Source organism: Acinetobacter septicus (genome assembly GCF_019355975.1).
In the GTDB taxonomy this organism is placed as follows: Bacteria; Pseudomonadota; Gammaproteobacteria; order Pseudomonadales; family Moraxellaceae; genus Acinetobacter; species Acinetobacter ursingii.
Genome location: NZ_CP079898.1, coordinates 1,181,720 through 1,202,441 on the forward strand (window position 1 = coordinate 1,181,720; position 20,722 = coordinate 1,202,441).

Below are 20,722 nucleotides of genomic sequence, written 5' to 3' on the forward strand. Positions count from 1 at the left end.
CAGACAACACTCTCCGAACATCAGTCTATGGCAAAGCAATTTTTTCAATCCTGGCTTCCTTCTCCACAGAAAGTCTCCAGTCTGAAATTTATGCGGATTTTTGGGCAAAGAACCTTAAATCCAGTGCTTTGGTATGTCAATCGAAAATCCATAGCAAAGGCTGTATTCATCGGTAGCTTTTTTGGCTTACTACCTATTCCATTTCATAGCATTTTCATTGTCGCAGCGATTCTATTTTTTGAAGTCAATTTACCTGTAGGTCTTGCTTTAGCATGGTTGAGTAATCCATTCACTCTCGTTCCTATTTTGTATATTGGCTTCTGGATTGGCACTCAAATTTTTCATGTGCACATGATTAATAAAGAAATGATGCTGGGTGTCTTGCATCAAATTTGCAATTGGGTCAAACACTTGGGTCATGGTCATATTGATTTGAGTCTCGCCAAAATTTTAATGTCTGGCTTAATCATTGAAGCTTTCGTGGTTGCCTTAGTTTTATATCTGATTACCGAAATTTTCTGGCGTTTCAGCATTTACCGTCATTGGAAAAAACGTAAGGCAAATCAGTTAAATACCACCCTACCCAACGTGCATAGAAAAACCACGCCTTAATCTTTTAATTGTTCACTCATATACTGTTCAGCAACTTCAAGTACAAAATCCTGACAAGCTTCACCCGTTCCAGCATCGTAGGTACCACCATTGGTAATGTTATTCGATACCACTCGAATCCCAATAAAGGGAACACTAAACTGGCTGGCAATTTGTGCTACAGAGGCAGCTTCCATTTCTTCGACTGATGTCCCATAGTTTTGGTAAAAGAAGTGAATGCGATCAAGTTCATTGTTCCAGACGTCTGCTGAACCGATTGTTCCCTCAACGACTTTGCCTTTTTGATAAAGATGTTGTGTACGGTGCGCCGCTGCCAGCAATTTTGAATCTGCTTCAAATTTACGAATTGCAATCGGTTCTGGATCGGTTTCATCCTCAGGTAATACATCAAAGGCTTCAACCCACTCAAGTGAGTTTGATCCCGCACCCACTGCTTTGGAAGGTGTTTTAAACGCGCCAATATTGGTTGCATATTTACCTAATATAATGTCATACACATTGAGTTTAGGATCATGTCCCCCTGAGGTTCCCTGATTAATGATCGCGATAGGTTTATAGCGTTCAATCGCAATCGCAGTGGCAGCCGCAGAATTACTCATCCCCATGCGCGTTTTGGAAATAATCATTGGATAACCATGATAAGTCCCTTTCCAGAATTTCCAGCCCCCAATCGTTTCAATTGAAACTTGATCCAGTTTAGAGGCCATGCGTTCAGATTCGACAGGTAATGCACCTTGAATCACGATAGGTTGCAGTTTTAATTTTTGATCTTGATTGTTTTGAGTCACTGCCGATGAACCCTCATTATTGCATGCACTAAGCATAATGCAGACTGAAAATGTTGCGATAGCCAATACTGATTTAAATTGCATATTTCACTCAAATATTCTTATTAAATAACAATTGAATCATTAGCAATTGACATGCCAGCTTTGATTTTAATGTTTATATTATTTGTATGTAATAAAAGAAAAAGCCCGATTTTTGATCATTTCGGGCTTTAAAATTATTTAGAAAATTCGTTTATCATCACGCTGACGCTGCGGTTGTTTTTGTAGTTGCTGCCAGACGGTATCTGCAATTTGAAGATAACTCTCTGCTGCATCATCCATTGCGATCACACTCGGTTTACCACTATCGGCATTTTCACGAATTTGCACATTTAAAGGTAAACGACCTAACAATGGAATGTGATATTGCTCTGAAAGTTTATGGCCACCGCCTACCCCAAAAATCTGTTCTTCATAGCCACAATTTGAACAAATATGGGTCGACATATTTTCAATCACGCCCAACACTGGAATATTGACCCGATTAAATAGTTCAATACCTTTGGTCGCATCCATTAGCGCAACATTTTGTGGCGTGGTAACAATCACTGCACCAGTCACAGGAATACGCTGTGCAAGTGTTAATTGAATATCACCCGTTCCTGGCGGCATATCAATGACCAAGACATCCAGATCAGGCCATAAGGTTTGGTTGAACAGTTGCATCAGGGCACCTGTGGCTTTTGGCCCACGCCATGCGACAGGCGTATTATGATCCCCTGTTAAATGCCCAATTGAAAGTACCGCCAAACCATACGCATCTAAGGGTACAAAATGCTCATTTTCAATCATGGGAGTTTTGCCCGCATTACCTAGCATAGTTGGAATGCTTGGCCCATAAATATCGGCATCCAACACTCCAACTTTTAATCCTTTTTGTTGTAAGGCAAGTGCCAAATTGACCGTTGTGGTTGATTTACCCACACCGCCTTTGCCAGAAGACACCAAAATCACGTTTTTAATACGTGGATGTGCAGCCACATCTCGTTGTTTAGGCGCTGCTTTTTGAATAGGCGGATTATTAGGATCTTCTGAAACTGGTGCAGATGCATCCACCACTGGCGGTAAGTTTGAGCTTTGAGCTGCATGTTTTTCGCTATGAGATTGATCTTGCCCTAACTTGGCTGATTTCTGCTGAATGACATGCAAATTGAGTTCTTCGATTCCGCATTGCAGCAAAGCAGCCGCCAAATCATCATGAATTTGTTGTAAATGATCAGCCTCGTGTGGGTAAGTATTGATGGTCAGTTGTAAAACACGACCTTCAACATTGACCTGTGTAATACGATCTTTGATTAAGTGTTCAGATTGAGGCAGTTGATATTGTTGTAAGATACGCTGGATTTCTTCTTCTTTCACCTCTTGAGCAGGTGAAAAAACCGATTTTAATGAAGAAAGCCACGACATATATTGCACTCCAACTATGGAATTTTAAACTGAACGATGTGCTAGTTTAACAGTATTAGTTTATAGTCGCGTACTTGATTTTGCTGATATGCTTTGAACATATATTTTATAAACAAACTGCCCATATCATTATGAGCAGTTATTCAAAACATCAGCATATTTTTAAGTCAATTGAAGACTAGGTCTTATCATTGCCTTTAAATTTATTCAGTACATCAGTTGCACTTTTTTTAAGCTCGTCAATTTTTTGACTGGCTTGAACTTTTAATTCATCAAACTTTTCAGAAGCTTCATGTTTCAGTTCATTGGCTTTTAGTTTAGCTTCATCCAGTTTTTGACTTGCTTCTGTTTTTAACTGTTCATATTTGTCTTGAGCATCTTGTTTCGACTCATCCCATTTATTTTTGGCTTCATCGATTTTTTCATCGGCTATTGCCTTATTTTCAGCGTACTGTTCAGAGGCATCTTTTTTCAAATCATCGAATGCCTTTTCACCTTTAAGTTTTGCTTCTTGAGCTTGGTGTTTAGCGTCATCTAAGGCTTTTTCACCCTCAATCTTTGCTTGTTCAGCTTTATATTTGGCTTCATCACCTAATTCACTAGCTTTTGCTTTCAAATCATCAAGTTTATTTTCAGTTGTCATTATTACGCCCTCATTGTTCATTTTAAAAATGTTAGGACACGCTGGTTAAGCGCGGATCAATGTACTTGAATCTGACTTTATTTATACCTTGCTTTAAATTTTTTTTAAGTAAAAACTGCAATTTGAAACAAAGTAGATACAGGATGTAGCGAAACTTTTGTTATTCATTTTAAAGGAATAATTATCAAATCCTTTGCTGAGAATGTTTGCAACGGTTGCGGTAAATCAGAATCATTGTAACTCCGCCATTGACTCATATATTTGCTGAATTTGTGCTCGCATATAAATAAAGTCTGTTGAGATTTGATGCATGTATTGTGTTATCAGCTAAAATTATAATAAACAAGGCATGCAACGAAAGAAATCGTTACTCACTTACTCAGTTTCATTACGACATTTATGGCTATTTTTGGCGATAGCCTTCGGGACAAAGCTTTAAACCTATGCTTTAAGTTTATTTTCCTCTGCTGTTCAAGTAAAATCATTGATCTTCTGATGAATACGAATGAGAGAATGAAATCCGTGCGTAAAATTTTAGTCACCAATGCCCTTCCTTATGCCAATGGTCCGATCCATATGGGTCATTTACTCGGTTATATCCAAGCGGATATCTGGGTTCGTGCCATGCGTGCAATGGGACATGATGTGACTTATGTCTGCGCGGATGACGCTCACGGCACAGCGATCATGCTTCGTGCTGAAGCCAATGGTATTAGTCCAGAGCAGCAAATTGCCAATGTTCAAAAAGAACATGAACGTGATTTTTCTGGTTTTGGAATTAGTTTTGATCATTATGATTCAACCCATAGCGAAACTAACAAATCACGATCACAGGAAATTTATCTCAAAAACCGTGATGCCAATAATATTGCTATTCGCCCTGTGACACAGCTTTTTGATCCTGAAAAACAGATGTTTTTATCAGATCGATTTATTAAAGGCGCATGCCCGAAATGTAAATCGCCAGATCAGTACGGCGATAGCTGTGAAGTTTGTGGTACAACCTACAATGCCACTGAATTGATCGATCCACGTTCGACCCTAAGCGGTGCAACACCTGTCGAAAAATCGTCTGATCATTACTTCTTTAAACTGCCAAATTTTTCTGAATATTTGCAAAAATGGACACGTGACGAAGGTCGCTTACCAGTTTCAATTGCCAACAAGTTAGATGAATGGTTTGAAGCAGGTTTGGCAGACTGGGATATTTCCCGTGATGCGCCTTATTTTGGTTTTGAAATTCCAGATGCACCGAATAAATATTTTTATGTCTGGGTCGATGCGCCGATTGGCTATATGTCAAGTTTTGAAAACTATATAAAAACCAAACGTCCAGACTTAAACTTTGATGATTACTGGAAAAAAGACAGTGAAAATGAAGTCTATCACTTCATTGGTAAAGATATTGTCTATTTCCATGCATTGTTTTGGCCTGCAATGCTTGAAGGTGCAAATTACCGCACGCCAACAGGTTTATTCGTAAATGGCTTTTTGACGGTCAATGGTCAAAAGATGTCGAAATCTCGCGGCACATTTATCAAGGCTGAAACTTATTTAGAGCATCTAAATCCTGAATATTTGCGTTATTACTTTGCCTCTAAACTATCTGATAAAGTTGAAGATTCGGATTTGAATCTGGATGATTTTATTCAAAAAGTAAACTCAGATTTGGTCGGCAAAGTCGTGAATATTGCCAGTCGTTGTGCCAAATTTATCAATAAAGATTTTAACAATACTCTATCTGCAAACTGTGTGGAATCTGATCTAGTTCAAAGCTTTATTGATGCAGGCGATTCGATTGCCAAAGCTTATGAAGAGCGTGAGTTTAGTTCCGCCATTCGTGAAATCATGGCGCTTGCAGATCGTGCCAATCAATATATTGATGAGAAAAAACCGTGGGCGCTGGCAAAACAGGAAGGCCAAGAACAACAAGTTCACGAGGTGTGTTCTGTTGGTATCAACTTATTCCGTCAATTGGCGATTTATCTTGCGCCAGTATTGCCAACGCTTGCAACGCAAGTACAGGCTTTCTTACAACTCGAAAGTTTTGATTTTGCATCGCGCAAGCAGATTTTAGCTAGCCATGAAATTGCTCAGTTTGAACCATTAATGCAACGTGTTGATCCGAAAGCGGTGACTGCAATGGTCGATGCATCTAAAGATTCTTTAGCTGCTACGACTGAAACACCTAAAGCAGAAAAGAAAAAAGACAAAAAGACTGAGAAAAAAGTTGAAGCGCCTGCTGCAACGGATAATTCTGAGATCATTAAAATTGATGATTTCTTAAAAGTGGATTTGCGTGTGGCGCAAGTGCTTGAAGCAGCAATCGTGGATGGTTCTGATAAATTGCTGCAACTCACCTTAGATGTCGGCGAAGCTGAACCGCGCAATGTGTTTAGTGGTATCCGTGAGTTTTATCAGCCAGAAGACTTAAAAGGCAAATTAGTGGTAATGGTGGCGAATCTTGCTCCACGTAAAATGCGTTTTGGTATTTCTAACGGGATGGTACTTGCTGCGGGTAATGGCGAAGGGGTTTGGGTGATTTCACCTGAGTCTGGTGCTAAAGCGGGTGATAAAGTGTCTTAATCTATCGTTTTTAAATGAGAGCCTCTACTGATGTAGAGGCTTTTTTAATTTTAGAATAAATTTGTTCACGGGGTAGAATTAACCTCGATGTTTACAACTTGTGTAGCCACATTTAAATATTCATATGCCACACTAACTTTGATGGAAAAATTTTTATCTCTTGTAAACAGATACTCACAAAAACAAGCATAGGAAGCGTGAGACATATCACTAAACGAAGCAATAAATCTTTTTTCTTTATTATGTATACCTTCATCCTGATGATAACCAATCAGATTTAACATTGTATAAATCTGATTAACTTTTTGAAAAATATAAAATTCACTTTCTGAATTAAATCCTTTTTTCAGTTGAAAAAAATCATCTAACTCAAAATTAACTAATTCGGCGTTATTTTTTTGCAACATTTTCCATATTTGCACTAAAACATTTGGAAATTCAATTTTTCTTAGATGATTAAGATCGACTTTCAATGAGTCTCTAAATTTTTTATATGCTGCTTGTTCTTTATTAGCATCCTCTAAATGCTGTACTGATAATTGAACAAATGATTCATATTCTTTTTGTTGCATTCTAAGTTTAGGAATTTCAACTTTATACTTTTCTATTTCAGATAAAATATATTCATCTTTACTCTCATAACTTTCTAGAAATTTTAGAGAACTCTCCAAAAATATCAATAAATTATTTAAATTATCAATTTGCTCATTTTCAAATTTGTTAAAATCCTTAATTCCACCAAATATTGCAAATAAATTATTTTTCAATGGATGTACAAATTTATTTAAATAGTTATTTTCTATAAATTGGTTAAAATGTATTAAAGGCTCTTCCCAAGACCTAAAAATAGTATTGGTTACGTCACCATTCTCAGTTATTAAAGTAATAAAATGAGCATTCAATTCTTTAAGTACATCTAAAAAGGCTAAACCATAAACACTACTTTTCCCATTAATAACTGATCGATATATTTCTTCGAGAGTAGTAGGAGAATAAACAGCTTGAACTTCATTTTTTAAAAATTGGAATAGCTCAGATTCCTTGGATAGCAAACACTTAGGTTCAGTGAATAAATCTAAGATATTTTGATCTAAATATGCTAAAGGCTTACCTGAGTATTCTGGTTCGTTCATAAGTTACTCTTATTCAATAATTGATTATCTTATAGTCATGAAAAATTTAAGACAATATGTTACAAATACTTATGTCATTAATTTTATAAGAATCCTATGAAAAATTTAAAATCACTACTCCTAGTACTAACTCTAAGCACAGCAACCGTGAGCGCTATTTACGCGGCTCAACCTACTATTCCACCTCAAAAACAAGTCGCAGGTTACTATCAATATCAATCAGGTAATACACAAATCACTGCCCTGCTCGACGGCACAAACTTTATGTCGCCTACGCTGTTTAAAGATATTCCACAAAAACAGGTTCATGAGATTTTAAAGAAATACTATGCCGATCAAGACAAAGGCGTACAAACCTCTGTGAATGCCTTTTTGGTCAATACGGGTAAATCATTGGTTCTGGTCGATAGTGGTGCAGCAAGTTGTTTTGGCGCACATTTAGGTTCAGTTTTAACTAACCTAAAAGCATCAGGCTATCAACCTGAACAAGTCGATAGTATTTTACTCACTCATTTACATCCAGATCATGTCTGTGGCATCAGCAAAGATGGAAAAGCGAATTTTCCTAATGCCACAGTGTATGTATCACAAGATGAAGCCAATTATTGGTTAGACCCCAAACAAGCCGAGAAAATACCACAAGCCAAACGTGCAGGCTATTTAAGTACAGTGGAGAAAATCAAGGCGGCTTTAGCACCTTATCAGATCAAACAACGCTTTAAAACCTATAAACTCGGTGATGAAATTCAGGGATTTAAAGTGATTAACACGGCGGGACATACACCAGGGCATTTTAGTTATGAACTTAAAACCAATGCTGAAACAGTCGTATTTATTGGAGATATTGTCCATTCACATACGATTCAGTTTGACCGACCTGAAACCGCAATTGAATATGATATAGACGCAAAACAAGCCGTCCAAACCCGCTTAAAACAATTTGCCAATTTTGCCAAAAATGGTCAGACGATTGCTGCGCCACATTTACCATTTCCTGGAATTGGTCATATATATTCAGCAGATGGCAAAAGCTATCAGTGGATTCCTGTGCATTTTAAAGATTGACCCGCTCTTCTAAATTAAAATCAATCTTTTCTATTATTTCATAAGAGGAAAATCACTTTGCCCAATTGATTTTCCTCAATCATATTTTGTATCAAACAGGCACTTTTTCAGTAAATAATTGAGTCAGCTTTTCAACTAGTAATTGAGGTTGAATCGCTTGAGGTACATGCCCTGTTTGCATGCTAATGACTTGTAAATGATCAGGTTGTAACTGTTGCATCAAACGCTGCATATTGATCAATAACGACTGATCATAAAGCGCCTCTACATAAATTCGCGGCACACGACCAAAACATTCAGGCGTTAATACTGGCTTTAAATCTCGTCCTGTTTCTGGTTGTGGTCGTAATTTTGCAATCAATTTTTCTGCAAGTTCTGCATCACAATCTTGCAAAAAGATTTTCTTCGCACCTTCAGGACTCACAATACTATAACCCTCTTGAGTAAAACTCAGATAAGGGGAAATTCCAGCAAAATCCTCATCTGGAAAATGCTGCTCGCACAGTTTTTTAAAATCCAGAAATGACATGTTTGACGGCAGCATCATCCCAACTAAATAAATGAGATTTGAAATTAAATCTGGAATTTTTTCTGCTACTGCTGAAATGGTTAAGCCCCCGCCACTATGTCCGAGCAATACGACAGGTTCACCAATTTTTTGAATCGTCTGCACAACAAAATCACAGTAATTGTCCTGATTGGCAGTAAGTTGAGTGTCACTATTCCAACCATTATCAGGCAAGTCAACAGCATGTACTTGCCAGCCCGTTTGCTCCAATAATGGCTTGATCAAGTCAAAGGACCAGCTTCCTTGCCAAGCACCGTGTACCAATACAATATGCTTAGCCATAGGTTCTCCGATACATTTCAATATGATGCTTTTCGACTGTTGTCGGTGCAAATAAAGCAGGTTCGTTTTCAGTTTTACAATTAGGCAGACATTGCACTTGATAATCTGGATTTCCACCAAAGAAAAATGGAACCGAATAACGCTGTTTGCCTGATTTATTAATCACTCGATGCAAAGTCGATTTAAAGCGATTATTGGTCCAACGTGCAATTAAATCTCCGAGATTAATTACATACGTTCCTTCAATCGGTGGCGCATCCATCCAGCTTTCACTGTTTTGATCCCAAACTTGCAAACCACCTTGCTGGTCTTGAAGCAATAAGGTTAATGCACCAAAATCGGTATGCGCCCCACAGCCTTTTTCATTTGGCTCGGGATTTGCAGGTTGTGGTGGATAATGTAATAAGCGTAAAGTCACCAATGAATCATGACAGAAATCATCAAAATAATTTTCTGCTAGTGACAATGACAAAGCTAAACCACGCATCAAATGTTTAGCCAACACTTCGAGTTCAGCCTGATAGCGCTGCATCGTAGATTCAAATTCTGGAAACTGTGTAGGCCATTGGTTGGGCCCATGATTAAAACGTTGAGCTAGCACCTCTTTACTTTCTTGGGCATATTCCCGCCCCGAATAAAAACCTTCTTTTAAATCAGCGGGCGTTCCTGCTTCTAGCGTTTGGTTTTTTAAAGGTTCATAACCCCGATTGGCAATTGAGTTTTTCTTATGTACTTTTTCTTTTTCGTTCATGGGCAAATCAAAGAATTGTTTGCTTTGTTTAAAAACTGCCTGTTGTAATTCAGTGGCAATTCCATGATTTGAAATATAAAAAAAGCCTTTATCTTCACATGCCTGTTTCATCTGTTGCGCGACCATCTGACGCTCTTTCACATCAGCACTAAATAGACCTGATATATCAATCACAGGAATTGAAACACTCATACCTTACTCCATTGCCTAGACTTATATATGACTTGTACCTGTTCAGGATTGAGCAATTGCTGTGCCACCGATAGTGTCCATCACTGTTATATGTTTTTTCATATTTTAAAATTCATGTTTATTTAAATAATTAGAAGATGGCATGCATGTTGCAAATTTTACTCTTGCCATACACACAAAGTTGAAAGGGTTTGATATGAACGATGAAACTAAAACCGCATCTCCAGAACATGAACATCTTGGAATGGGTAAAAACTTAACTTATGGTTTTCAGCATGTCTTGACCATGTACGGTGGTCTAATTGCAGCACCACTGGTTGTAGGTCTTGGTATTGGGCTATCTCAGGCAGATATTGGTTTGCTCATTACTGCTTCTATTTTAGTGGCGGGACTAGCAACCTTACTGCAAACGCTGGGTTTCAAATGGTTCGGTTCTAAACTTCCCATTGTACAAGGGACTTCTTTTGCAGCCGTTGCCAGTATGATCGCAATTGGTTCAAATGGGGGCAGTTTTCAGGCCATTCTTGGTGCAATTATGGTGAGTTCGATTTTCGGGATCATTATTGCACCATTTTTTTCCAAAATTGTACGATTCTTTCCGCCAATCGTTACAGGTTCCATTATTGCCATTATCGGAATTTCACTTTTACCAGTGGCGATTCGCTGGATGATGGGTGGCAATCCTAAAGCTGCGAACTGGGGTTCAATGGAAAATATAGGTTTGGCAGCTTTTACCTTATTTGTTTTATTGCTGCTCACCAAATTTGGTACTCCAGCCATCAAACGTTTAGCCGTTCTACTTTCCATCTTTTGTGGTGCGATTGCTGCGTTTGCATTAGGTTTGGCTGATTTTTCTAAAGTCAGTGATGGTGCATGGGTCGCATTGCCTAATATTTTAGGCTTTGGTATGCCAGTGTTTGAATGGCCTGCGATTTTAACCATGAGTATTGTTACGATTGTGATTTTGACTGAAACCACAGCTAGTTTGCTCGCAATTGGTGAAATTGTAGATACCCAAGTTGACAATAAACGTATCGCTGATGGTTTACGTGCAGACATGCTTTCATCCGCACTTGCCCCTCTTTTTGGTGCCTTCATGCAATGTGCATTTGTACAAAATGTGGGTTTGGTTGCCATTACAGGAGTCAAAAGTCGCTTTGTAGTTGCCACTGCGGGTGGAATTTTAGTGGTACTGGGTTTACTTCCTGTATTTGGTCGTCTCGTTGCTTCTATTCCAATGCCTGTACTGGGTGGCGCTGGTTTGGTGTTGTTTGGTAGTGTTGCAGTCAGTGGTATTCGTACCTTGTCTAAAGTCGATTATCAAGTTCAATCCAATCTAATTATCGTCGCCGTTTCACTTGCAGCAGGACTTATTCCACTGATTTGCCCTGATTTCTTCCATGCAATGCCAGATGCGGTACAAACCCTATTTCATTCTGGTATCAGTATTACCTGTATCATGGCTGTTCTACTTAATTTGTTCTTTAATCACTTACATGTAGGAAAAAAACCACAAGTAAGTAATTTACCAGAAGTCGCGGCAACTGCTGAAAATCACTCCTGATATCATTTGCTTCAAACCCGTACTTTGTGGAATGCCAGTCGAGTTAAAACGACTGGCATTTTTTTTGATGAGAATAGCGCCCCATAGTCATATATCCCACTATATCTATTGATTTATATCAATTATCTAGCATGGTGTAAAAACTGAATCTTGGTACAAGCATTGCTTTTCAAATATAAAAATATTTGAGCGAAATCTGCTATGTCACGTCTCTGGATCAAACATCCTCTTGCTATTTTTACCGCCAATCAGCAGGATGCAACGAATGGCATTGTGATTGAAAATGGTCAAATTATTGAACTGGTTGCACAAGGCCAAGCCCCTACTCAACCTATCGATCAAACATTTGATGCCCAAGACTGTGTCGTTATTCCAGGGTTGATCAATTCCCACCATCATTTTTATCAAACATTAACTCGTGCATGGGCGCCTGTGGTGAATACACCATTATTTCCATGGTTAAAAAATTTGTATCCCGTTTGGGCAAAATTAACACCTGAACAATTACATCTTGCTACCCAAGTGGCTTTAGCAGAATTGGTCATGTCTGGATGTACTTTCGCGGCCGATCACCATTATTTATTTCCACAACAATTAACCGATGCCATTGATATCCAAGTTCAAGCAGCACAAGAGTTAGGGATTCGTGTCATGCTGACGCGTGGTTCCATGAGCTTGGGTGAAGAATCAGGCGGTTTACCTCCACAGCAGACAGTGCAGCAGATGGATCAAATTTTGCTGGATTCAGAACGTCTTGTTGGGAAATACCATCAGCGCGGTGCAGGTGCCATGGTTAATATTGCGCTTGCACCATGTTCTCCATTTTCAGTCACACCTGAGATTATGCGCGAAAGTGCAGCAATGGCGCAGCGTCTGGATGTGCGTTTGCATACTCATCTGGCAGAAACGCTAGATGAAGAAGCCTTTTGTCTACAAATGTTTGGTATGCGAACGGTAGATTATCTGGAAAGCGTTGGTTGGTTAAGTGATCGAACATGGCTCGCGCATGGCATTCATTTTAATGCTGAGGAAATACAACGTTTAGGTCAGGCGGGTGTCGGGATTTGTCACTGTCCGCATTCTAATATGCGTCTCGCCTCTGGGATTTGCCCAACTCTTGATTTAATGCAGGCGGGTGCAACGATTGGTTTAGGTGTTGATGGCTCTGCTTCTGGAGATGCTTCAAATCTGATTTTAGAAACTCGTCAAGCCATGTATTTGCAACGTCTTAAATATGGTGCAGAACGAATTACGCCAGAATTAGCATTTGGCTGGGCGACTCAGGGTTCGGCAAAATTATTAGGCCGTGAACATGATTTGGGGGAAATCGCAGTTGGTCATCAGGCAGACTTTGCTTTATATAAACTGGATGAACTAAAATTTTCAGGAAGTCATGACCCAATTGCAGCATTGCTGCTGTGCGGGGCAGATCAAGCCGAAAATGTCATGGTCGGCGGCAAGTGGGTTGTCAAAGATCGTCAATTACTCAGTGTTGATATTGAGAAGCTACAAGCTGAACATCGTTTAGCTGCCAAGAAATTACTAGCGGCTTAAATTTTTTGAATTTAAATAAGGGCTGTAAATAGTAGATAAATATATTTTCAGCCCTTGTTTTTTACATAAAATTACATAAAATACCCCGTTCTAAAAACTTAAGCAAAATGGGTGAATTCATGAAAAAAATTATGATGATAAGTTTAATGGCATCAAGCTTTGTTTTTTCAGGCTGTGCAGTTCGTGTAGCAGATTTAACAGTTGCTTCAACAAAAAACTATAATATGAACTCAAATCAATTTGTAAAAGGCGAACGTGTAAAAGGCGAAGATAAAGTTCCTGTGGTCCTTTTCCCATTAGGTATTCCAAATTTCAAAACTGCTGTTGATCGCGCTATTGAAAAAAACCCATGCTCAGTTGCATTATCAGATGTAGTCATTACTCAGCTTAATCAAGCATTTATTTTTGGTCAAATTGGCTATCGTGTCGAAGGTACTCAAATTATTGATACTGCCCAACCAAATTGTAAAAAGTAATATTCTGCAAAAGAGACGTTGAAACGTCTCTTTTGCTTTTTAAATTTGATTATTGATTTTGCTTAAGGTGAGTATCGTTTGCCAATAATGGCGCTAATTTAAAATCTTTGTCATAGACAGGCATTCCCGCGATACTCATACTTCGCGCGGATGTAGAAGATTGAATACTTTCGCTCTGAACTTTTGCCCTCATATCGCATCCCACCACAGCAACACTGGAACTCACAACCAAGACATATAGAAATATCCTTTTCATACGACCACCTGATTATTTTCATTATTTTTATCGTCAGATTATCACAACCTGTTTAAATTATGAGCAAAAAAACATTTCAAATTATATCATTCAAATGTAGATATATACGTTCTGAAACGGACAGCGATGTTTTTTCATTTTATGATGATTTTATTTAGACCCATATATTGAGTTTTTATGAAGCTTGCAGAAGCATTATTGCTCAGAAGTGATTTGCAGAAAAAACTCCTTTCCTTGCAGCAACGTATTCATAAAAATGTACTCGTGCAAGATGGAGATACACCCAGTGAAGATCCAGAACAACTTATAGATGAAGCTGTTCTGGTGAATAAACAATTATTTCAGCTTATACAAAAAATCCATCAAACCAATGCGCAAGCACAAGCCAATAATGGAAAAGCTTTACTCGATATCCTCAATCAGCGCGATCAACTTACCGCTGAACATCGAATCATTCAGCAAGCAATAGACAATACGCAAAAAGATACGGATCGTTATAGTGTTCGTGAAATTAAATGGATTAAAGCTGTTTCTGTTTCTAAGCTACAAAAACAAGCAGATGAAATCAGTCAAAGTTTACGTTTAATCAATCTTGAAATTCAGGCATCCAACTGGCAGATAGATTTAAGAGAATAAACTGAGTATGATCAATCTGGGCATATTGGGCGAGTACACGACCTTTTTATACGGTTTGTAAGGTCTAAAATTCACAAACCGTCTGATAGAAGTAGTGCGCCTGCTTCGCCAAATCTTTACATTTTAGGCGCAGCACATTGCATATATGATCTATAACACGTGACGAATGACCACCACGTACTGACAATATGCCCACCACATTTTAGCTTAACGACTTGAGAAAATGAGTTTTAAACCTAATACCGTCACAATCCCACCTGTTACTCGATCAATCAAAGTTTTGGCTTTGATATAAACACGGCGCGGTTTTTCAGAGGATAAAAGTAAGGCGACGAGCGAATACCAACCTGCATCAATCACGAAGCAGATCACGGGTAATGCCACATAATAATAATTTGGAATTTCTTTAGGTAATAAGGCGGTAAATACACTGGCAAGAACTACTGCGATTTTAGGATTACTCAGTTGGGTAATCAAACCATAACGATAGGCACTTTGATAACTCATACTTTGTTGCTGTTGGGCATCCATCTCAATGGGTGATTTAGCATGTTTTACAATCTTATAAGCCAGCCAAAGTAAATATAGCCCACCACCAATTTTTAGCATGAGATAGGCCGACGGCACAGCCAATAAGATTGCTTGTAAACCCATCACTGCCAGCAAACCAAAAAATGCCGCGCCTGTGCCAGTCCCCAAAGCGGTGAACAAACCATGCTTACGTGATTTCGCAATCGAGTTTTGCGCCACATAGATAAAGCTTGGGCCAGGACTCATTGCACCTAACATCAGCGCCATTGCAATAGAAAATAAAGGCAACAAACTATCCACGTGGGTATCCAGAGCGTCAGTGATCATAGACATGAATTTTAACGCATTACTCAGGCTTTGTAAGAACCAAATACATGACTTCGCTTTGAAATGAACCATCTGGCTGTATTTGATAATAATTTTTTACCACATCCGATGCTTTTTGCTGTAAATAACGTAATGTTGCCACAGCTTCTGCTGGGGTTTGCATTCGCTCGACCCAACTTGCAAAATTTAACTGCAAACTTTGTTTTTGCATCTGCTCAATTTTAAAACCTGCACGCTCAGCAAATGTCATCCATTCAGCTAAAGAATAATCGCGAACATGACTTGGATCACGAATGATCTCAATACTCTGTAAAAAGGTATCTAGTACAGGTTGTTGATTCCCTAAGATATCAACAAATATCACTTTTCCACGAGGCTTAAGCACACGATAGATTTCACTCATTGCTTGTGAAACATTCTGCCAATGATGTGCAGAATAACGACTCACAACCGCACATATACTCTGATCTGCAAAATCAAGTTGTTCTGCTGCCCCCTGCTGTCCCGTGACATTATTTAATCCGCGCGCCTTTGCCTGTTCAACCACCAATTGCACCATCTCAGCAGTTAAGTCATAAGCAATCACCTGCTCCACATCTGGTGCAATCTGATACGTAACATGCCCGCCACCGCAGCCTAAATCTAAAACACGTTGAAAAGCTTGTTGTTGTAAAACCTCACGTATTTTGTTAAATTCTGCTCCTTGTGCATGGACTGAGCTATTTAGATAAGCCTTTGCTTTGTCTTGATATTGTTGCTGATTCACTTCATGTTGTGTGGTCATTTTGATCTTCTCATTGAGTAGTGATATTGAGCTTAATCTGAAGAATATAAAAAATAAAATAATGAATTTTTTAATTATTAATAACTTTTAGTTATTTTTACAATTTGATAATAATTCCACTGGAAAATCGGACAAAAACGTCCGTAAAATATATCGATCAAATTCAGCATCTCTCCTCTATGAGTAAACATATCAAACGTGCGGCCAAAAATCGGGAAGATTTACTCGAAGCTGCGGTTGAGATGTTTAAAATTCATGGAATGAGTGTTCCGTTACAAATCATTATCGACCATGCGGGTGTGGGGCGTGCAACTTTTTATCGAAACTTTACTGACCGAAAGGCTTTAGTCTATGCCTTACTTGAACAAGCCGTCTCTCATCTGGAACTTCGTGCGGAACAATATCGTATGTACGATGATGGTTTAATTCGATTAATTAAAAGTCATGTCCATAATTTAAATAATCTTTCGGCTCTGATGGAGTATTGGCGAGTGCTGGACCAACACGATGAAGTGCTGATTTCACTGATACAGCATCATCAACTGATTGTGCAGCCGCTCATTGATCGGGCGATTGAAAAACGAATTTGTCGTCCTGACTTTAATTTTGAAGATTACCGTAGCATTGTTTCCATGTTGTCGTCGTCTTTTCGCGGACATGATGAAACGCAAAGAATTCGATTTGCCAGTCGTGCAGTCGAGTTATTACTCAATGGCATTTGTTTGAATAACGGGGTGTATCATGGCTGAGAGTCCGCGTTATCTGGAAACACCACCAGACTGGACAGATGATGAACGTCCCGTATTACCGGGTTCGCCGCCTTCAATTGAACATCCCTCTCATAAAAGATATCTGTATTTTATTATCGGAACTTTTATTGCCCTCACCGCAGGGCTAAGTAATGGTTTTATTACCGCTAATTTACCTCAGTTACAGGGTGAATATGGACTAACGCCTGTTGAGAGTGCGTGGCTTCCTGCGGCTTATGTCATGGCGAATGTCAGTTCTAACCTGATTTTGTTTAAAGCCAGACAACAATATGGTTTACGCCTCTTTACTGAAATTGGTCTGCTTGCGTTTATCGCAGTGATGATCCTGCATATTTTCGTACAAAATTATCACATGGCTATTTTTGTACGTTTTATCAGTGGGATGGTTGCAGCACCACTTAGCTCTCTGGGCATGTATTACATCATGCAGGGCTTTACCAAAGAACACCGTTTAAGAGGTCTGTATATTGGCTTCGGCTTCGGTCAACTCGGTGTACCATTGGCATGGATCATTTCGCCTGCATTGGTTACGGTCAACGACTGGACGGTCTTATATACTTTTGAGTTAGGTTTGGCAGTGTGTTGCTATGCCATGGTGGTTTCCCTCAAGTTACCCCGTAGTTTACGTATTGCTGTTTTTGAACGACAAGATATTGTTACCTTTTTATTGCTGGCACCAGGTTTCGCCTGCATCTGCGCGGTTTTAACACAAGGACCTTTGCTGTGGTGGTTTGATTCACCTTGGCTGGCTTATGTGTTAATGACGGGTTTTGTATTACTGGTGTTTGGCTTTATTTATGAACATCATCGTAGTAACCCCCTGATTATGACCCGCTGGTTAGGTACGTTTGCTGTACTACGCTTTGTATTTGGAGCGTTGTGTCTGCGCTTTTTATTGTCAGAACAAAGTTATGCCGCGGTGAATTTTCTAAAAACCATGGGCATGGGGCCAGATCAGTTTGTTGGGCTATATAGCGTGATCTTTTTTGGGATGTTGGCAGGCGTTTTATTTAGTGCGGTCACATTTTCTCGAGAACGAACATTATTACATCTGGTTTTAGCCTCCTTTTTGATTTTGATCGCCAGTAAACTGGATGCACATTTGACCAGTGATATTCGTCCACAAAATTTCTATCACAGTCAATTTCTGATTGCCTTTGCCAATGGATTATTTATTGGCCCCCTACTTTTGGTGGGATTTGGACGCGCTTTGAAAGAAAGCCCTGCACATGTGGTGACGTTTATCGTGTTATTTTCTGCCACACAAAACTTTGGTGGCTTGATTGGTTCATCGTTTTATAATACTTATCAAAAACGTCAAACCCAAGTGTATCAAATGGACATCAGTCGTAATTTGGAACGAACTGATCCAACCATTGATCAACGTTTAAAACAATATCAGGCAAAATTTAGCCCCAACATTGCCGATCCTGTTCAGGATCAATTACAGGCAACCAAAACCTTATCGCAAACTGCAAATCGTGAGGCTCAAGTCCGAGCTTATAACGATGTGATTAATTTTAATAGTATCGTGGCGATTGTGTTATTCCTTTGGGGATTGTGCAATATTATCTGGGCGAAGTATCTTACTTATCGTGAGAAACTGACTGCCTCATCGACATCATCCTAAGTGGCGTGTTTGAGTATAATTTATGAGTGACGAGCAAAAAACCAATCCACAGAATGAACCTGATTCGAATCAAACAAATCAGTCTCAATCTGGAACGACATCTTCTGCCACGCCACAACCTGCCCCGCTCAAACCTGTTCAGCGCGTCGGGAAGTTGATTCCAACCAAAAAATCGACATTGGCAATCATGTTTATCGTGCTGTTGGTAGGCTTAGGACTCATTATGTGGGCATGGCGTATTGGGCCATTTCATACTGCCATTGAGCAAACTGACAATAGCTATGTCAAAGGTAAAACCACTGTCCTTTCGTCACAGATTAATGGTTATATCAAAGATGTACTGGTCAAAGATTTTGACTACGTCAAAAAAGGTCAAGCTTTGATGCATATTGATGCCACGACTTATGACCAAAAAGTGACGCAAGCACAGTCTGCGGTTGAACAAGCAAAAAATAGTCTGGCCAATCAAACTCAGACGATTGCTCAGCGGCAAGCCGATATTGCTGCGGCTCAAGCTAAAGTTGACCAAGCTCAGGCGCAATATGATTTATCGATGACACAATTACAGCGCTACCAACAACTGGGCGATAGCGGCGCAGCCTCTAAATCAGAACGTGATAAAGCCGCAGCAGATGTAAAAAATAATCTGGCGTTACTCAAACAAGCTCAGGCCAATGTAAATGTTGCACAGGAAGCCCTAAAAACCGCGCAAGTCGCACAAACAGGTTTAGAAGCGCAAGTCACCAATGCACAGGCACAACTGGATCAGGCAATGACCACCAAAGATTATAGTGTGATTACTGCGCCAATGGATGGACAATTAGGTGAAGTCAATCCACGTGTGGGGCAATATGTCGCAGCAGGTTCACAGTTATTGTATTTGATTCCTCAACAAACTTGGGTGATTGCCAATTTTAAAGAAACCCAGATCGCCAATATGAAAATTGGGCAAAAAGTCACTTTCACCGTCGATGCCTTAGATCATCAGAAATTTACAGGTCATGTTGAGCAAATCTCCCCTGCTGCGGGTTCAGAGTTTAGTGTACTCAAAGCAGATAATGCGACAGGTAACTTTACCAAAGTGGTACAGCGAATTTCTGTACGGATTGCGATTGACCCGAATCAAAAAGGCTTGGAACGCTTACGTCCGGGGATGTCGGTGATCACTTCGGTAGATACATCATCCAAAGCTATGGACTAGCTATTTTTCTTATTGATATGACGTTTTAATTCAGGCTGTCTTCTATGTTCAACGCTATTGCACAAGCTGTGGGATATCAAACTCTCATGGATCAGCCTGACATACATCTTGATTTAAAACGTCTGGATCTCATTCATCCACATATTTCAGGCAATAAATTTTATAAGCTCAAATATAACTTACAGCATGCCAAACAACTGGGGCAGGATACCCTGATTACTTTTGGTGGCGCATTTTCCAACCATATTGCAGCTACAGCTTATGCAGCCCATTATTTTGGCTTTAACAGTATTGGCATCATTCGTGGTGAAGAACTGGCTGATCAACGCTTAAATCACACTTTGGCCACTGCCTCGCAGTTTGGCATGCAACTCGAATTCATCAATCGACAGGATTATCGCAATAAAGAGCAACCTGATTTTTTGGCAGAATTACAATCTCGATTTCCAAACGCCTATATTATTCCAGAAGGTGGAACAAACTCTCTTGCCATTCAAGGTTGCAAAGAAATTTTAAGCGAACAAGATCGACAAAATTACGATGTGATTTGCTGTGCGGTGGGAACTGGCGGCACGATCACAGGATTGATTGAATCAAGTCACTTTAATCAAAATATTTTGGGTTTCTCTGCGTTAAAAGGCGATTTTTTAACGAGTGACGTTACCCACCTTACCGCAAAGAAAAACTGGAAGATTATAGATGAGTATTGTTGTGGCGGTTATGCCAAGACTTCCGCGCAGTTAATCGAGTTTATTCAGTTTTTCGAAAAACAATATCAAATTCCACTTGAGCCCATTTATACAGGAAAAATGCTATTTGGCATTTTTGACTTGATCGAAAAGGCTTACTTTCCTCCTCATACCCGAATTTTAGCAATTCATAGTGGTGGATTACAGGGCAGGCAAAATCTTTTATAATGTCGCG

Annotated in this window: 20 protein-coding genes; 11 read left to right on the forward strand and 9 right to left on the reverse strand. The window is 39.3% G+C overall.

Annotated features, from left to right (window positions below; genetic code table 11):
* Positions 1 to 27 precede the first annotated feature (27 nt).
* Complete coding sequence (locus tag I6L31_RS05715) at positions 28 to 612, forward strand: DUF2062 domain-containing protein (RefSeq protein WP_005005195.1); 585 nt, start codon at positions 28 to 30, stop codon at positions 610 to 612.
* On the opposite strand, the gene I6L31_RS05720 is transcribed toward I6L31_RS05715, so the two are convergent.
* The 3 genes from I6L31_RS05720 to I6L31_RS05730 form a co-directional block, all read right to left on the reverse strand.
* Positions 609 to 1,484: a 5'-methylthioadenosine/S-adenosylhomocysteine nucleosidase gene (locus tag I6L31_RS05720; RefSeq protein WP_005005196.1), complete on the reverse strand. Its 876-nt coding sequence runs from the start codon at positions 1,482 to 1,484 to the stop codon at positions 609 to 611. The two genes, I6L31_RS05715 and I6L31_RS05720, sit on opposite strands and share 4 nt — an antisense overlap.
* A gap of 138 nt (positions 1,485 to 1,622) precedes the next feature.
* Positions 1,623 to 2,849, reverse strand: a complete 1,227-nt coding sequence (gene apbC, locus I6L31_RS05725; protein WP_005005197.1) for an iron-sulfur cluster carrier protein ApbC — start codon at positions 2,847 to 2,849, stop codon at positions 1,623 to 1,625.
* Positions 2,850 to 3,027: 178 nt separating this feature from the next.
* Complete coding sequence (locus I6L31_RS05730; protein WP_004987312.1) at positions 3,028 to 3,492, reverse strand: hypothetical protein; 465 nt, start codon at positions 3,490 to 3,492, stop codon at positions 3,028 to 3,030.
* A gap of 513 nt (positions 3,493 to 4,005) precedes the next feature.
* Between I6L31_RS05730 and metG the strand changes: the two genes are divergently transcribed.
* A complete protein-coding gene (metG, locus tag I6L31_RS05735; protein ID WP_323807941.1) occupies positions 4,006 to 6,078 on the forward strand; it encodes a methionine--tRNA ligase in 2,073 nt (690 codons plus the stop codon).
* Positions 6,079 to 6,143: 65 nt separating this feature from the next.
* On the opposite strand, the gene I6L31_RS05740 is transcribed toward metG, so the two are convergent.
* Positions 6,144 to 7,211: a hypothetical protein gene (locus I6L31_RS05740; protein WP_005005199.1), complete on the reverse strand. Its 1,068-nt coding sequence runs from the start codon at positions 7,209 to 7,211 to the stop codon at positions 6,144 to 6,146.
* Between the two features lie 96 nt (positions 7,212 to 7,307).
* Between I6L31_RS05740 and I6L31_RS05745 the strand changes: the two genes are divergently transcribed.
* The gene (locus I6L31_RS05745; protein WP_005005200.1) at positions 7,308 to 8,276 is read left to right on the forward strand and encodes an MBL fold metallo-hydrolase; all 969 of its coding nucleotides are present in this window, start codon (positions 7,308 to 7,310) and stop codon (positions 8,274 to 8,276) included.
* A gap of 91 nt (positions 8,277 to 8,367) precedes the next feature.
* On the opposite strand, the gene I6L31_RS05750 is transcribed toward I6L31_RS05745, so the two are convergent.
* Complete coding sequence (locus I6L31_RS05750) at positions 8,368 to 9,126, reverse strand: alpha/beta fold hydrolase (RefSeq protein WP_005005201.1); 759 nt, start codon at positions 9,124 to 9,126, stop codon at positions 8,368 to 8,370.
* Complete coding sequence (locus tag I6L31_RS05755; protein WP_005005202.1) at positions 9,119 to 10,069, reverse strand: isopenicillin N synthase family dioxygenase; 951 nt, start codon at positions 10,067 to 10,069, stop codon at positions 9,119 to 9,121. The genes I6L31_RS05750 and I6L31_RS05755 overlap by 8 nt, the downstream gene beginning before the upstream one ends.
* A gap of 196 nt (positions 10,070 to 10,265) precedes the next feature.
* Between I6L31_RS05755 and I6L31_RS05760 the strand changes: the two genes are divergently transcribed.
* From I6L31_RS05760 to I6L31_RS05770, 3 genes are all read left to right on the forward strand, one after another.
* Complete coding sequence (locus I6L31_RS05760) at positions 10,266 to 11,633, forward strand: nucleobase:cation symporter-2 family protein (RefSeq protein WP_005005203.1); 1,368 nt, start codon at positions 10,266 to 10,268, stop codon at positions 11,631 to 11,633.
* Between the two features lie 201 nt (positions 11,634 to 11,834).
* Positions 11,835 to 13,187 (forward strand): 8-oxoguanine deaminase, encoded by a 1,353-nt coding sequence (locus I6L31_RS05765; RefSeq protein ID WP_005005204.1) that lies wholly within the window; start codon positions 11,835 to 11,837, stop codon positions 13,185 to 13,187.
* 131 nt (positions 13,188 to 13,318) lie between these two features.
* Positions 13,319 to 13,663: a hypothetical protein gene (locus I6L31_RS05770; RefSeq protein ID WP_371863913.1), complete on the forward strand. Its 345-nt coding sequence runs from the start codon at positions 13,319 to 13,321 to the stop codon at positions 13,661 to 13,663.
* Positions 13,664 to 13,712: 49 nt separating this feature from the next.
* Here the strand turns inward: I6L31_RS05770 and I6L31_RS05775 are convergent, their stop codons facing one another.
* Positions 13,713 to 13,919, reverse strand: a complete 207-nt coding sequence (locus I6L31_RS05775; RefSeq protein WP_005005206.1) for an NF038215 family lipoprotein — start codon at positions 13,917 to 13,919, stop codon at positions 13,713 to 13,715.
* 177 nt (positions 13,920 to 14,096) lie between these two features.
* Here I6L31_RS05775 and I6L31_RS05780 point away from each other — a divergent pair, with 177 nt between their 5' ends.
* A complete protein-coding gene (locus I6L31_RS05780) occupies positions 14,097 to 14,555 on the forward strand; it encodes a DIP1984 family protein (RefSeq protein WP_005005207.1) in 459 nt (152 codons plus the stop codon).
* 207 nt (positions 14,556 to 14,762) lie between these two features.
* Here I6L31_RS05780 and I6L31_RS05785 read toward each other — a convergent pair whose 3' ends face one another.
* Positions 14,763 to 15,413, reverse strand: a complete 651-nt coding sequence (locus tag I6L31_RS05785; protein ID WP_035272358.1) for a LysE family translocator — start codon at positions 15,411 to 15,413, stop codon at positions 14,763 to 14,765.
* 19 nt (positions 15,414 to 15,432) lie between these two features.
* On the reverse strand, positions 15,433 to 16,197 hold the full coding sequence (locus tag I6L31_RS05790; protein WP_005005209.1) for a class I SAM-dependent methyltransferase: 765 nt from the start codon (positions 16,195 to 16,197) through the stop codon (positions 15,433 to 15,435).
* Between the two features lie 179 nt (positions 16,198 to 16,376).
* On the opposite strand from I6L31_RS05790, the gene I6L31_RS05795 reads away from it, so the two are divergent.
* The 4 genes from I6L31_RS05795 to I6L31_RS05810 are packed head-to-tail and all read left to right on the forward strand — an operon-like array spanning position 16,377 to position 20,715.
* A complete protein-coding gene (locus tag I6L31_RS05795; protein WP_005005210.1) occupies positions 16,377 to 16,946 on the forward strand; it encodes a TetR/AcrR family transcriptional regulator in 570 nt (189 codons plus the stop codon).
* Complete coding sequence (locus I6L31_RS05800) at positions 16,939 to 18,597, forward strand: MFS transporter (protein WP_004987339.1); 1,659 nt, start codon at positions 16,939 to 16,941, stop codon at positions 18,595 to 18,597. The genes I6L31_RS05795 and I6L31_RS05800 overlap by 8 nt, the downstream gene beginning before the upstream one ends.
* A gap of 22 nt (positions 18,598 to 18,619) precedes the next feature.
* Complete coding sequence (locus tag I6L31_RS05805) at positions 18,620 to 19,798, forward strand: HlyD family secretion protein (protein WP_004987340.1); 1,179 nt, start codon at positions 18,620 to 18,622, stop codon at positions 19,796 to 19,798.
* Positions 19,799 to 19,842: 44 nt separating this feature from the next.
* Entirely contained in the window at positions 19,843 to 20,715 is an 873-nt protein-coding gene (locus tag I6L31_RS05810) for a 1-aminocyclopropane-1-carboxylate deaminase/D-cysteine desulfhydrase (protein WP_004987341.1), read from the forward strand.
* The last annotated feature ends 7 nt before the right edge of the window (positions 20,716 to 20,722 follow it).